General features: G+C 68.7%; 15 protein-coding genes and 1 pseudogene. 15 read left to right on the top strand and 1 reads right to left on the bottom strand.

Annotated features, from left to right (window positions below; genetic code table 11):
• Positions 1–88: 88 nt before the first annotated feature.
• From AU197_RS20200 to AU197_RS20185, 4 genes are read left to right on the top strand one after another with little or no spacing between them, the layout of a single operon-like run.
• Positions 89–1,636: a PP2C family protein-serine/threonine phosphatase gene (locus AU197_RS20200; protein WP_082696763.1), complete on the top strand. Its 1,548-nt coding sequence runs from the start codon at positions 89–91 to the stop codon at positions 1,634–1,636.
• Entirely contained in the window at positions 1,633–2,718 is a 1,086-nt protein-coding gene (locus AU197_RS20195; protein WP_064404792.1) for a cobalamin B12-binding domain-containing protein, read from the top strand. Before AU197_RS20200 ends, AU197_RS20195 begins: the two co-directional genes overlap by 4 nt.
• The gene (locus tag AU197_RS20190; protein ID WP_064404790.1) at positions 2,715–3,071 is read left to right on the top strand and encodes an STAS domain-containing protein; all 357 of its coding nucleotides are present in this window, start codon (positions 2,715–2,717) and stop codon (positions 3,069–3,071) included. Before AU197_RS20195 ends, AU197_RS20190 begins: the two co-directional genes overlap by 4 nt.
• 5 nt (positions 3,072–3,076) lie before the next feature.
• Positions 3,077–3,895 (top strand): MOSC domain-containing protein, encoded by an 819-nt coding sequence (locus tag AU197_RS20185; RefSeq protein WP_064404788.1) that lies wholly within the window; start codon positions 3,077–3,079, stop codon positions 3,893–3,895.
• Here AU197_RS20185 and AU197_RS20180 read toward each other — a convergent pair.
• Complete coding sequence (locus tag AU197_RS20180) at positions 3,852–4,736, bottom strand: LysR family transcriptional regulator ArgP (protein ID WP_064404786.1); 885 nt, start codon at positions 4,734–4,736, stop codon at positions 3,852–3,854. The two genes, AU197_RS20185 and AU197_RS20180, sit on opposite strands and share 44 nt — an antisense overlap.
• Before the next feature lie 71 nt (positions 4,737–4,807).
• On the opposite strand from AU197_RS20180, the gene lysE reads away from it, so the two are divergent.
• The 11 genes and pseudogenes from lysE (at position 4,808) to AU197_RS20125 (ending at position 13,719) form a co-directional block, all read left to right on the top strand.
• Positions 4,808–5,407 carry an L-lysine exporter gene (lysE, locus tag AU197_RS20175; RefSeq protein WP_064404783.1) on the top strand — a complete coding sequence of 200 codons (600 nt, stop codon included), beginning with the start codon at positions 4,808–4,810 and terminating at the stop codon, positions 5,405–5,407.
• A 47-nt stretch (positions 5,408–5,454) separates the two neighbouring features.
• Positions 5,455–6,264 carry an SDR family oxidoreductase gene (locus AU197_RS20170; RefSeq protein ID WP_064404781.1) on the top strand — a complete coding sequence of 270 codons (810 nt, stop codon included), beginning with the start codon at positions 5,455–5,457 and terminating at the stop codon, positions 6,262–6,264.
• Positions 6,264–6,557 carry an EF-Tu/IF-2/RF-3 family GTPase gene (locus tag AU197_RS20165; protein WP_064404780.1) on the top strand — a complete coding sequence of 98 codons (294 nt, stop codon included), beginning with the start codon at positions 6,264–6,266 and terminating at the stop codon, positions 6,555–6,557. The genes AU197_RS20170 and AU197_RS20165 overlap by 1 nt, the downstream gene beginning before the upstream one ends.
• Before the next feature lie 148 nt (positions 6,558–6,705).
• The gene (locus AU197_RS20160) at positions 6,706–7,818 is read left to right on the top strand and encodes a YeiH family protein (RefSeq protein WP_064404778.1); all 1,113 of its coding nucleotides are present in this window, start codon (positions 6,706–6,708) and stop codon (positions 7,816–7,818) included.
• 13 nt (positions 7,819–7,831) lie between these two features.
• The gene (locus AU197_RS20155) at positions 7,832–8,749 is read left to right on the top strand and encodes an ABC transporter substrate-binding protein (protein ID WP_064404776.1); all 918 of its coding nucleotides are present in this window, start codon (positions 7,832–7,834) and stop codon (positions 8,747–8,749) included.
• A 12-nt stretch (positions 8,750–8,761) separates the two neighbouring features.
• The gene (locus AU197_RS20150; protein WP_064404774.1) at positions 8,762–9,463 is read left to right on the top strand and encodes a queuosine precursor transporter; all 702 of its coding nucleotides are present in this window, start codon (positions 8,762–8,764) and stop codon (positions 9,461–9,463) included.
• 74 nt (positions 9,464–9,537) lie between these two features.
• The gene (locus AU197_RS20145; protein ID WP_064404773.1) at positions 9,538–10,227 is read left to right on the top strand and encodes a 5-oxoprolinase subunit B family protein; all 690 of its coding nucleotides are present in this window, start codon (positions 9,538–9,540) and stop codon (positions 10,225–10,227) included.
• Positions 10,224–11,128, top strand: a pseudogene (locus AU197_RS20140) (5-oxoprolinase/urea amidolyase family protein). Before AU197_RS20145 ends, AU197_RS20140 begins: the two are co-directional and overlap by 4 nt.
• A gap of 9 nt (positions 11,129–11,137) precedes the next feature.
• Positions 11,138–11,707: a GNAT family N-acetyltransferase gene (locus AU197_RS20135; RefSeq protein WP_082696762.1), complete on the top strand. Its 570-nt coding sequence runs from the start codon at positions 11,138–11,140 to the stop codon at positions 11,705–11,707.
• A gap of 186 nt (positions 11,708–11,893) precedes the next feature.
• The gene (locus AU197_RS20130) at positions 11,894–13,042 is read left to right on the top strand and encodes a uroporphyrinogen-III synthase (RefSeq protein WP_064404769.1); all 1,149 of its coding nucleotides are present in this window, start codon (positions 11,894–11,896) and stop codon (positions 13,040–13,042) included.
• Positions 13,039–13,719: a sirohydrochlorin chelatase gene (locus tag AU197_RS20125; RefSeq protein WP_064404767.1), complete on the top strand. Its 681-nt coding sequence runs from the start codon at positions 13,039–13,041 to the stop codon at positions 13,717–13,719. The genes AU197_RS20130 and AU197_RS20125 overlap by 4 nt, the downstream gene beginning before the upstream one ends.
• Positions 13,720–13,728: the final 9 nt, after the last annotated feature.

Genomic DNA, 13,728 nt, shown 5'->3' with positions numbered 1-13,728 from the left:
GAGGACCGAGCCGCCGAGCGAAGCAACCGGCTGGCAGTCCGTTCCTCACCCCGTAGTTGTAATCGACCGCTCGGGTGTCATCCGCGCAATGAGTGACTCCGCTCGATCCCTGCTGGCCGACGCCGAGGTCGGCACCAGGTTCGCCGACACCGCGCCACCGTGGCTGGCGCGCGCCCACGACCGATTTCCGCTGGACCTGTCGGCCGACGCCGCGCAGTCGGCCACCGGCGTGCTCTTCGGGCGCGATTTCGAGGCGCGCCCGTCGGTGCTGCCCGGCGGGGAGATCGCATGGTGGCTGGTCGAGGACACCCACCGGCCGCTGCGGGACGCGCACGAGGAGCTGGCCAGGGAGCGCGGGCGCGCCGCGCTTCTCGACGACGTCTCGGCCGTGCTGATGGCGTCGCTGAACTTCGAACGCTGCATGGAGGCGACGGCACAGATGGCGGAGCGTCACCTGGCCGACGCCGCGGTGGTGGTCGCGCCGGTCAGTGGTGAGCGGATGCCGATCGTCTGCAGCGGACCCGATGGCGCCGCCGAACACCGCAACGTGGAAGCCGACCCGGCCGAGGTCTCGGGTCTCAGCGAGGCACTTCGCGGGTTCCCGCCGGTGCCGTCGCGCTGGATCGACCCCGCGTCGGTACCCGATTGGTTGATTCCCTCGCACTTCGTCGGGCAGGTGGGGTCGGTCCTCATCACACCGCTGCCGGGCCACGGCGTTCCGGCCGGCGCGCTCATATTGTTACGCCGCGACTCGCACACGGCGTTCAGCGAGAACGAGGAACGATTCGCTCGGCTGTTCGCGACACGAGCGGGTGCGGCTCTCTCCGCAGCACGGCTCTACGCCGAACAGTCGGCGATCACGCGCACGCTCATGCGCGAACTGCTGCCCCCTGCGCTGACGCCCAACGGCCAGTTCGAACTCGCCGGCGGCTACCGCGCCTCAGCAGACCATGAGCTGGTCGGTGGCGACTTCTACGACGTCCATCCCGCCGCGGACGCCGATGGCGAAACCCTCGTCGTCCTCGGTGACGTCTGCGGAAAGGGCCTGGAGGCCGCGGTACTCAGCGGCAAGATCCGCAATACGCTGCAAGCGCTGGCGCCGCTTGCCGACCAACACGAAGCGGTGCTCAAGCTGCTCAACAGCGCGCTGTTGACCCCCGACAACAGCCGTTTCGCCACGGTGGTGCTCGCGTCCGTCGCGCACCGCGACGGTCAGTTGCAGTTGCGGCTCACCTGCGCCGGGCACCCGCCCCCGCTCATCGTGCGTAACGACGGGACAGTGGAGCAGACCGACACCCGCGGCATGTTGGTCGGCGCTCTGCCTCAGTTCAAGGCGAGATCGACCGAGGTATCGCTCGCTCCGGGCGAGACCTGCCTGCTCTACACCGACGGCCTGTCCGAAGCCCGCGGCGGCCCACTCGGCCGGGAGGCCTTCGGCGACGAACGCCTGATCGCCGCGCTGGCACAATGCGCGGCGCTGCCCGCCGAGGCGGTCGTCGAGCGGATGATGATGCTCGCCTCACAGTGGGTAACCGGTCGGGAACACGACGACATGGCCGTCGTGGCCATCACGGCGCCGCGCCGGACACATCTCAGCGCGGTCGACGGCCACACTGCAGGCAGGTATATAGCGTGAGCAGATCCGACATCGGCGCGGGTACAGCCGCGACCGATCCCGCCGTGGTGCGCGAGCGGCTGTGGGGAGCGGCGCTCGAAGGTGACGAGCAGGCCGCGGTCGCCGCCGTCTTCGCGGCGGTGGACGCGGGCATGCCGCCCGAGGACGCGCTGCTCGAGGTGATCGCGCCCGTCCAACGCAGGGTCGGTACGGAGTGGGCGGCCAATCGGATCACGGTCGCGCAGGAGCACGCGGCCACCGCGATCAACGATCGCGTCATCGCGGCGCTGTCGCAGCACCCGGCCGGTCAATCCACCGACGAGGCTGGCCGCGTCACGGTGGCCTGCGTGGACGGCGAATGGCACGCGCTCCCCGCCCGGCTGCTCGCCGAGGTTCTCCGCCTGCGCGGCTGGCGGGTGGACTTCCTCGGCGCCCAGGTACCGACACCGCACCTGATCGCGCACCTGCATCAGCACGCACCCGACGCGGTCGCGCTGTCGTGCTCGATCCCCACCCGCCTGCCCACCGCGCACGCCGCGATCACCGCGTGCCAGGCCGCAGGCGTCTCGGTGCTCGTCGGCGGCGCGGCGTTCGGCCCCGAGGGCCAGTACGCGCGGCTCTTGGGTGCCGACGCGTGGGCACCGGATGCCCGCGCCGCCGCACAGTGCCTGCGCGCAGATATCGGTCGACTACGCCTCACCCCGAACCGGACGGCGCCGGACCAGTTGCCGCACCTGGCCGACCAGGAGTACTCGATGGTCAGCACGGCCAAACCGCAGCTGGTCAAGTCCACCGTCGCCGAGTTGGAGAACCGCTTCCCCGCGATGCGCGGCTACAGCGAGGCACAACGTGAACACACCACCGAGGACATCGCCCACATCGTCGACTTCCTCGCGACTGCCCTCTACATCGACGACCACGAATTGTTCACCGGCTTCATCGTGTGGACGGCAGAAGTGCTCAGCTCCCGTGACGTCCCGGCGGCCTCACTGATCCCCGCACTGGATGTGCTGGCCGCTCAGCTGCAAGACTTTCCACGAGCTCAGCGTCATTTGGCCGCTGCGCGCACCGCCCTGACCCCCGACACCACACCAATCGCATGAAACTCACCTTGAAGTCCGACGTCACGATTCCCTCGGCGCGCATCCACATCGCCGGCGACCTCAACTACGGACAGACCACACCCCTGGTGGATGCCGTCTCCGGGCTGTTTTCCACCGACACCCGCGTGAAAGACCTGCACCTCGACTTCGCCGAGCTGGGGTTCTTCGATTCGACTGGGCTGTCGGCGCTGCTGGTGATCCACCGGGAGGCCGCACGCTACGGCGTCGTGCTGCATCTCGACAACCGGCCGCCCCACCTCGACCGCGTCTTGGAGATCACGGGCCTGTTCGACCATTTCACCTCGGGTGAGGCCACCGCTCCCGCACGCCCCGACGAAATCGAGATCGGTTGAGCGACATGGTCGGACGGGTGGCCGCGCTGCAGCGCTATCCGGTGAAATCGATGCTCGGCGAAGTACGCGACCGGGTCCGGATCGGGCCCATGGGTGTGGACGGCGACCGCCGTTATGCCCTCATCGACGAGGAGACCGGGCGGGTCGCCACCGCAAAGCACCCGAGGCGGTGGAGCAGCCTGTTGCAGTGCGCGTCGTCGACCGGTGAGGACGGCAGCGTCACCGTCACCTTGCCCGACGGGCGCAGCGTGCCGGTCACCGAGGCGTCCGCTCCGCTGTCCGAATTGCTGGGCCGCTCAGTGCATATCGCCGACGAGCGGGCGGCCGGTGTCGTGCTCGAGCGCTCCGACCCGCTGGAGGTGCTCGAACACGGCATCGACGCCGAGTTCGATCCGGTGCTGCTCGAACTCGGACAGGGCGCACCGGGCGGCGCGTTCGTCGACCACTCCCCGGTGCATCTGATCACCACGGCCACCCTCGACGCGATCGGCGTGGGTATGGCAGAGGCGCTGCGGTACCGGCCCAACATCGTCATCGACGTCGGGGCTGAGCCCTTCGCCGAGAACGAGTGGATGGGCGCCGAAGTCGAGCTCGGCGAGGTCACGCTGCGCGTCACTCTCCCCACCCCGCGCTGTGCGGTTCCGACACTCAGACATGGTGCGACCGAGCGACTTCCGGATGCGGTGCGGTATCTGCTGGAGCACAATCGCGTCGACGTCCCCGGCGGAGGGAAGCTCCCCTGCGCGGGGGCCTACGCCGAAGTTGTCGCCGTCGGCACCGTCAGCTCCGGCGACGAGGTGCGAGTACGCCCGCCGCAGCAGTGACCGCGTCGGTGACACGGCCGACGATCGGGCTGTTCATCTTCCAGCACTGCCAGAACAGCGGGACATCGAGATGCGCAGTGGCGATCCGCACGAACGATCCGTCGTCAAGCTGCGGCCGGGCCATTACCTCGGGGAACATGCCCCACCCCAATCCGGCCTCGACCGCAGCTCCGAAGCCCTCCGCGGTCGGCACGAAATGCTGGGGCCGGGAGATGTCGCGACGGAACACCTTGCGCACCAACATGTCCTGAAGAGCGTCGTCGCGGTTCCAGGCCAGCGACGGCCCCTGCGCCGCCGCCGCGGCGGTGAACCCGTTGGGTAGATACCGGTCGCGGTAGGCCGGGCCGGCGACGGGGATGTAGCGCATGACCCCCAGTGGTTGGACCCGGCAACCCGGCACCGGCGCGCGTTCGGTCGTCACCGCGCCCATCACGACACCCTCGCGCAGCAGACGCGACGAGTGGTCCTGGTCCTCGATGCGGATGTCGAACAGCACATCGTCCAGGGCGGTGAACACCTCGGTGAACCACGTGGCCATCGAGTCCGCGTTGACCGCGACGGCGATTCGCGGTGCGGCGCCACCGCCGCCGGCCATCTCCGCGAGCGCCTCGGCCTCCAACAACGCCGTCTGCGCCGCCAGGCGTATCAGCGGGATACCAGCCGTGGTTGCGGTGCAAGGCTTTTCGCGTACGACCAGGACCTGTCCGATTCGCTGTTCGAGCGCCTTGATGCGCTGACTGACCGCCGACGGGGTGATGTGCAGCCGCGCCGCCGCCGCGTCGAACGAACCGTGCTCGATCACCGCGGCGAACGCCGCCAGCTGCGCAGGGTCGACCGTCACATTAACGATACTAATGTAGATGCAGAATCATTAGCTGTACTGATGACGACCGGCGCCCTACCGTCGACCGCATGACCTCTCCCGTGGTGGTGGGCTTCCTGGCGTCGCTCGCACTGATCGCCGCGATCGGCGCGCAGAACGCGTTCGTGCTCCGCCAGGGGATTCGCCGCGAGCACGTGCTGGCGGTCGCCGCGGTGTGCACCGTGTCCGACGTCGTGCTGATCGCCGCGGGCATCGGCGGGTTCGGGCTGGTGCTCGGCGCACACCCGGGTGTGGTCGAGGTGGCCACATATGGCGGTGCGGCCTTCCTCGTCGGCTACGGCATCCTCGCGGCGCGACGCGCCCTGCGGCCCTCGGCGCTGACCCCCTCCGAGGAAGGACCATCACGCCTGCTCGAAGTGCTCGTCACCTGCCTGGCACTGACCTGGTTGAACCCGCACGTCTACCTCGACACCGTGGTGCTCCTCGGCGCGCTGGCCAACGAGCACCGCGACGGGCGGTGGTTGTTCGGTGTCGGCGCGGTCACCGCCAGCGCGGTCTGGTTCTTCACCCTGGGGCTGGGCGCGCGCCGGCTGGCCGGGCTGTTCGCCACGCCGACAACGTGGCGCGTCCTCGACGGCGTGATCGCCACCGCGATGATCGGACTCGGCCTGTCATTGGCGTTGGCCTGACACAATCGCGGTGATGTCGCCGTCGCGGAAGCGGGTATGAAGAGCTGATGACGAAACCCTCCACCTCAGATAAGTCCGTGTTCATCACCGGGGCCGCCGCCGGTATCGGGCGCGCCACGGCGCTGACGCTCGCCCGCAACGGATTCGTTGTGGGCGGTTACGACATCGACGAGGTCGGGCTCAAGTCACTGGCCGACGACATCGAACAGCTCGGGGGTGTCGCACACACCGGCCACCTCGACGTCACCGACCCCGACGAGATGGCAACGCGGGTGCGAGAGTTCGCCGAGGCCGCCGGTGACCGGCTCGACGTGATGATCAACAACGCGGGAATCCTGCGCGCCGGGCACTTCGAGGAGATGGACATCGCCGGCCACCACAAGGAGATCGACATCAACGTCAAGGGCGTCGTCAACGGCCTCTACGCGGCGTTTCCCTACCTTCGCAGGACCCCGAACTCGGTGGTCGTGAACCTGTCCTCGGCATCCGCGATCTACGGTCAGGCCGAGCTGGCCAACTACAGCGCGACGAAGTTCTTCGTCCGCGGAATCACCGAGGCGCTCGACATCGAATGGAACCGCTACGGTATCCGCGTCATCGCGATGTGGCCGCTGTACGTGCAGACCGCGATGACCCACGACGTCAAAACCGGCACCACGGAATCCCTTGGCATCCGGCTGACCGCCCAGGACATCGCCGACGCGATCGTCGCGGCCATCGAACCGTCGAGGCTTCGGCGCACCATCCACCAGGTGCACTTCCCGGTCGGAACGCAGACCAAGGTGATGACGTTGGCCTCACGGTTCTCACCGGGCTGGCTGACCCGTTACGCCAACAAGAAGTTGTCGCGCTCCTGATGTTTCGGATGACGGTCGAGGACGTCTTCACGATCCGCAACCGCGGCGTGGTCGCGACCGGCCGGGTCGAGGCGGGCACCCTGCGTGTCGGTGACACCGTCCATATCAACGGAGGGTCCGGCATCACCGTCGCCGCCATCGAGCAGTTTCGCAAGCAGCGCGACGAGGTGAGCGCCGGCGAGAACGTCGGCGTACTGCTCAGGGACATCGAGCGGTCGCATATCGACCGCGGCGATGTCCTCACCTCGACCGGTGAGGCCTCGCCCATCGAATCGACCACCATCATCTGCTGAGATTCGATTCGCGCTGATCGCAACGGATGCCCGCGCGCAGCGCCCTGACATACGGTCCGCGCATGAACGAGGACTGGCTGGCCGTCATCGTCGGCCTTACGCTGCTCGCGCTCGTCCTGGTGGGCGCGATTCCGGGAAGCGTGATCCCGTGACCGAACAGGCGACCACGGCGAAGCCGGAGTCCACGCCTTCGGGCGTCGGTTACGCCGTCGCCGGGGTGCTCGTGGTGCTCGCGCTGGGCGCCGCCACGCGTTACCTGGAAGCGCAGGTGCCGCCGTGGGCCGACGGCACCGCGTTGGAGCGCGTCGCGAAATCCATCGAATTCCCGGTGTACGCCATCGCTTTGGGCCTACTGGGCAACTTCGTGCTGTCCCGCCTGGCCCTGCGCGACGCGCTGGCGCGCGGCTTTCGCACCGAGTTCTTCATCAAGACCGGCCTGGTGCTACTCGGCGCGTCGATCAACCTCAAGGTGCTCGTCACCGCGGCGGGCCCGGCGATCATCCAGGCGCTGCTGCTGATCTCGATCGTGTTCGGCTTCACCTGGTGGCTGGGCGGGGTGCTGCGGCTCGAGGACAAACTGCGCGCCCTGCTCGCATCGGCGGTGTCGATCTGCGGGGTGAGCGCAGCCATCGCTGCGGCCGGCGCCGTGCAGGCCAAGCGTGAGCAACTCGCCTACGCGGCATCACTGGTGATCGCGTTCGCGCTGCCGTCGATCTTCCTATTGCCCTGGCTGGCAGACGTTTTCAACCTCTCCGACGCGGTGGCCGGCGCCTGGATCGGCGGTAACATCGACACCACCGCCGCGGTCGCCGCAGCCGGCGCCATCGCCGGTGAGGACGCGCTGCAGATCGCGACGATCGTCAAGACCACGCAGAACGCGCTGATCGGGGTCGTCGCCATCGCCCTGACCGCCTACTTCGCGCTGAAGGTGGAGCGCAAATCGGGCGCCGAGGCGCGGCCGTCGCTCGGGCAGTTCTGGGAGCGCTTCCCGAAATTCGTGCTCGGCTTCATCGCCGCGTCGATCGTCGGCACCCTGTATCTGGCGTGGGGCGGGGACAAATCGGCGATCGGCACCGTCAACGATCTGCGGACGTGGTTCCTGATCTTCGCGTTCGTCGCGATCGGCCTGGAGTTCTCGCTGAAGGGACTCAGGGAGGCCGGTTGGCGCCCGATCGCGTTGTTCGCCTCGGCGACCGTGGTGAACATCGTCGTGGCACTCGGTCTGGCCGTCGTGTTGTTCGGGAACTTCCAAGTCGGTTAGCTACGCTCGCCGGGTGGCCACGGGGCTGAATCGACGAGGCTTCCTGACGGCGACCGCCGGGGCGGCGCTCGCCACCGCGGGATTCGCGGCCGGTTGCGGTTCGGACAAACCGGGCACCGTGGCCAAAGACGGCTCGGTCACCGTCAAGCACGCCTTCGGCGAGACCAAGATCCCGGCACCGCCCACGCGGGTGGTCAGCGCCGGGTTGACCGAGCAGGACGACCTGCTCGCGCTCGGCGTCGTACCGGTCGCGGTGACCGACTGGTTCGGCGGTGAACCGTTCGCGGTATGGCCCTGGGCGCGACCGAAACTCGGCTCCGCGCAACCGGTCGTGCTCAACCTCGACGAGGGCATTCAGGTCGATCGGATCGCAGCGCTGAACCCCGACCTCATCGTCGCCGCCAACGCCGGACTCGACGCGGACACCTACTCGCGGCTGTCGGAGATCGCGCCGACCGTCGCGCAGTCCGGCGCCGAACCGTTCTTCGAGCCGTGGAAACAACAGGCCACCACCATCGGGCAGGCGGTGTTCAAACACGAAGAGATGCAGGCCCTGATCGTGGCCGTCGGCGACAAGTTCATCGCGGTTGCCGAAAGCAACCCCGGTTTCGCGGGCAAGACGGCGGCGCTGTTGCACGGCCGTCTGGACAACGGGGAACCCCAAGCCCTGTCCCCCGCATGGCGCACCGAGTTCCTGACAGCCATGGGCCTGAGCGTCACCGACGGACTCGACGCCGACGTCCTGATCTGGGCCACCGAGTCCGAAGACGAACAATCCGCGCTGCTGGCCGACCCGAAGATCGCCGAGCGCGGAACGGCGAACATCTTCACAGGCAAGGAACTCGCGGGGGCGATCGCATTCGCCTCCCCGCTGTCCTACCCCCTGGTGGCCGACCAACTGCCGTCGCGCATCGCCCAAGCGCTGGCCTGAGAAGATTGCGCGGTGACCGCCGACACCGAGACCGACCACCGCGGGTTCGCGACCACGGGATCGGCCTACTATCCGACTCTGGTCGCGGTCTTCACCGGCCTGGTGCTGATCTCCAACGTGGCGGCGACCAAGGGCATCGCCTTCGGCCCGATCGTCGGGGACTGGTCGCTGATCACCGACGGCGGCTTCGTCGTCTTTCCGCTGACCTACGTCATCGGCGACGTGTTGTCGGAGGTGTACGGGTTCAGTGCCACCCGGCGCGCGATCTACATCGCGTTCGTGATGGAGGCGCTGGCGGCATTCACGTTCTGGCTCACCGCGGTGTTGCCGCCCGCCGACTTCTACACCAACCAGGCGGCGTTCGAGGCCGTGATGAAGCCGTTCACCCTGTTGGTCATCGCAGGACTGGCCGGGTTCCTGGTCGGGCAGACGCTCAACGCGTGGGTCGTGGTGAGGATCAAGGCCCGGGTCGGCGAGAAGCACCTGTGGGCCCGGTTGATCGGGTCGACGGTCGTCGGCGAGTTCGCCGACACCCTGGTGTTCTGCAGCATCGCCGCGGCCGCCATCGGCATCAACACGTGGCGCGACTTCGCCGTCTACGTGGCGCTCGGATGGGTCTACAAGACCGCGGTGGAGGTGGTCGTGCTGCCGGTGACGTACCGGGTGATCGCCTTCATCAAGCGCCGCGAGCCGACGTATCGGCCCGCCGCTTGAGGCATCGCTAAAACTCCTCTGGCAAGGCTCACAGAGCAGGAGCATTGCAAGCTACTCGCGGGTAATTTTCAGGTATGACCGTGACAGCCGAAATGGAACGTGACGTGCGGGGCGCCGGCGCCATACCGATCCGCGACTACGGGGACCGGGCGCTGTTGCTCGAATTCGACACCACCGCCGAGGTGTTGGCGTGGACCGATGCGATCCGCCAGGCCGACCTGCCCGGTGTGCTCGACATCGTGCCTGCCGCCCGCACCGTACTGGTCAAGCTCGCCGGGCCCAGGTATCAGGCGCCGACGCGGCAGCGTCTCGGCGGCTTGCGCATCGACGCCGACCCGGAAGCGGAGTTGATTCCGCCGGCCGACGGCCGCGCCGACCTCACCATCGACGTCGTCTACGACGGTCCCGATCTCGACGAGGTGGCCGGGCTGACGGGACTGAGCCGCGACGACGTCGTCGCCGCGCACACCGGCAGCCTGTGGCGGGTCGGGTTCGGCGGGTTCGCTCCCGGCTTCGCCTATCTCGTGGGCGGTGACCGCCGACTCGAGGTGCCACGGCGTTCCGAGCCCCGGACCAAGGTGCCAGCGGGCGCCGTGGGGCTGGCGGGTGAATTCAGCGGTGTCTACCCGCGCGAGTCCCCCGGCGGCTGGCAGTTGATCGGCCGCACTTCTGAAGATCAAGCGGCGCTGTGGGACATCACCCGAGACGAACCGGCGCTACTGACGTCGGGCATGTGGGTCCAGTTCCGGGCGGTCCGGTCATGACGACGACGCTGGAGATCCTGCGCTCGGGCCCGTTGGCGCTCGTCGAGGACCTGGGTCGTCCCGGGTTGGCGCACATGGGGGTGGGCCACTCCGGGGCCGCCGACCGCCGTTCGCACACACTGGCCAACCGGCTGGTGGCCAACCCCGGCGACCGGGCCACCATCGAGGTGACGTTCGGCGGGCTGGCGGCGCGGGTGCACGGTGGCGATATCGCGATCGCGGTCACCGGTGCTGACACCGATCCCTCGGTCGACGGAGTGTTGTTCGGCACCAATAGCATTCACTACGCCCGCGACGGTGAGGTGATCTCGCTGGGCGCACCGCGATCCGGGCTTCGGACATATCTGGCGGTGCGCGGCGGCATCGACGTCGAGCCGGTGCTCGGCTCGCGGTCGTATGACGTGATGTCGGCGATCGGCCCGCAGCCGCTGCGGGCTGGTGATGTGCTGCCCGTCGGTGAGCACACCGAGGACTTCCCCGAACTCGACCAGGCTCCGGTGGCGGCCATCGAGGACGACGTGGTCGAGTTGACCGTGGTGCCCGGGCCGCGCGACGACTGGTTCGTCGATCCCGATGTGTTGATCCGTACGAACTGGCAGGCCACCAATAGGAGCGACCGCGTGGGCATGCGGTTGGTCGGAAGCCCGCTCGAGTACCGCTGGCCGGACCGGCAACTGTCGAGCGAAGGTGCCTCCAGGGGTGCAATTCAGGTGCCGCCGAATGGTTTTCCCGTCATCCTCGGCCCGGATCACCCGGTCACGGGCGGGTACCCGGTGATCGGCGTGGTCGCCGACGAGGACATCGACAAGGTCGCGCAGGTACGTCCCGGGCAAACCGTGCGGATGCATTGGTCGCGGCCGCGCCGACCGTTCGGGGACCGTTAGTCACACGACGCTGGTAGAAAAGCAGTGTGCATGTTCAGGATCCACTCGCTCCCGTCGTGCGCATCCACACCGCACGGCTGATCCATACGTCCGACCTCGACCCGGAGACCCGCGCGGACGCCAAGCGCATGGTCATCGACGCGTTCGAAGGCGAGTTCACCGACGTCGACTGGGAGCACTCGCTGGGCGGCATGCACGCGATGATCTTCGACCACGGCGCGTTGATCGCGCATGCGGCGGTCGTGCAGAGGCGGCTGCTGTACCGCAACACCGCGCTGCGGTGTGGTTACGTCGAGGCGGTCGCGGTGCGTGAGGACTGGCGCGGGCAGGGCCTGGCCCGCGCGGTGATGGACGCCGCCGAGCAGGTGATCCGCGGGGCGTATCAGCTCGGTGCCCTCAGCGCGACCGAGGCCGGCAGGCCGATCTACACGGCCCGCGGTTGGCTGCCGTGGCAGGGACCCACGTCGGTGTTGGCGCCGGCCGGGTTGACCCGCACTCCCGACGACGACAACGCGCTGTTCGTGCTGCCGGTCAGCGTCACGCTCGACACCAGCGCCGAGATCACCTGCGACTGGCGCGACGGCGACGTCTGGTGAGACTCACACCCGCGCCGGGTGTGAGGTGAGGTGAAGTTCACGGTGGGGTCACCGTGCGGCACGTTGACGCAATAACGCCTCGTTAACGTGCGATTTCATGACGGGCTGGAGGCTGGGGGCGGTGCCGACACGCCTCGGAAATGACCAAGTAATCGCTTGGAAACATGCGCTGCCTACACAGGTTCCATGACTGAGCCGGACTGGGCGCCGCTGACCGGCTTCCGGGTGGCCGTGACGTCGGCTCGGCGCGCCGACGAGCTGAGCGCGCTGCTGCGTCGCCGCGGGGCGACGGTGACCAGCGCGGCGGCGATCCAGATGGTGCCGTTGCCCGACGACGACGAACTGCGCGCCAACACCGAAAGCCTGATCGACGTTCCGCCCGACATCGTGATCGCGACCACCGGCATCGGGTTCCGCGGCTGGGTCGCCGCGGCCGACGGCTGGGGTCTGGCCAACGACCTGACCGCCGCGCTCGCCAAGGCGCGCGTCGTGTCGCGCGGGCCCAAGGCGACAGGTGCGCTGCGCGCCGCGGGGCTGCCCGAAGAGTGGTCCCCGGACTCGGAGTCGTCACGCGAACTGCTGCACTACCTCGTCGAGGGCGGAATCGCCGGGCAGCGGATCGCGGTGCAGTTGCACGGAGCCACCGAGGATTGGGACCCGTTTCCCGAGTTCCTCGATGAGCTGCGCGCTGCGGGTGCCGAGGTCGTCCCGATCCGCGTGTACCGGTGGCACCCCGCACCGCACAACGGCGACTTCGACCAGCTGGTGGCCGGCATCGCCGACGAGAAGTTCGATGCGGTCAGCTTCACCTCGGCGCCCGCTGTCGCGTCGGTCCTGCTGCGGGCCAAACAGATGGGCCTGGAGAACCAGGTGATCGCCGCCTTCCGCGGGGACGTGCACGCCATGTGCGTCGGCCCGGTGACCGCCCGGCCCCTGGCTCGGCTGGGGGTGCCGACATCGGCGCCGGAGCGAATGCGGTTGGGCGCCTTGGCCCGTCACATCACCGATGAACTTCCGCTGTTGTGCTCGCGCACCATTCGGGTGGCCGGACACCTGCTTGAGATCCGCGGCACGTGTGTGCTGGTCGACGGCGCCGTCAAGCCGGTGTCGCCGGCGGGCATGGCCACGATTCGCGCGCTGGCCCACCGCCCCGGTGCGGTGGTCTCGCGCGCCGACCTGCTGCGCGCCCTCCCCGGCAGCGGCACCGATACGCACGCTGTCGAGACGGCAGTGCTGCGGCTCCGAACTGCACTGGGCGACAAGAACATCGTGTCGACGGTCGTCAAGCGGGGCTACCGATTGGCCGTCGAGGACAGTCTGGCGGCTGCCCCATGAGCTATCTGCTGGTGGCGCACGGAACCCGCAAGCAGAGCGGCGTCGCGCTGATCGGAAACCTCGCCGACCGGGTGTCCACCGCGCTCGGCGGCCGGGTGCACGTCGCGTTCGTCGACGTTCTCGGCCCCACGCCCAGCGAGGTGCTGCAGACACTGCCCGACCGGACGATCCTCGTACCGGCCTTCCTGGCGCGCGGGTATCACGTCAACGTCGACATCCCCGCACACGTCGCAGCCAGTGGGCATCCCGGCGTGACCGTGGCCGATGCGTTGGGTCCAAGCCCGCAGCTGACGCGTGTGCTGATGGATCGGCTGATCGAGTGTGGTTGGCGGCCCGGCGATTCGGTGGTGTTGGCGGCCGCAGGCACCTCGGATGTGGGCGCATTGTCGGATCTGCGGCAGATGTCGGCGCTGCTCTCGGCGGTGATCGGTGATCGCGTCGAGCTCGCGTACGCCGCCACCGGCGAGCCGCGCGTCGCCGATGCGGTGACGCGTCTGCGTCGTGACGGGGCCCGCCGGGTGGTGGTGGCCTCGTACCTGTTGGCCGAGGGGCTGTTTCAGGACCGGCTACGCGACAGCGGGGCGGACGCGGTCGCCGATCCGCTCGGCACGCATCCGGCGATGGTGCGGTTGATCGCCAACCGGTTCCGCCGGGCCCGCGTTCCGCTGGCGGCCTGAGCCACCCCG

The organism is Mycobacterium sp. IS-1590, assembly GCF_001500025.1.
Classification (GTDB): Bacteria; Actinomycetota; Actinomycetes; order Mycobacteriales; family Mycobacteriaceae; genus Mycobacterium.
Note: the sequence above shows the minus strand (reverse complement) of the source record. Positions and strands in the feature narration are given on the sequence as shown.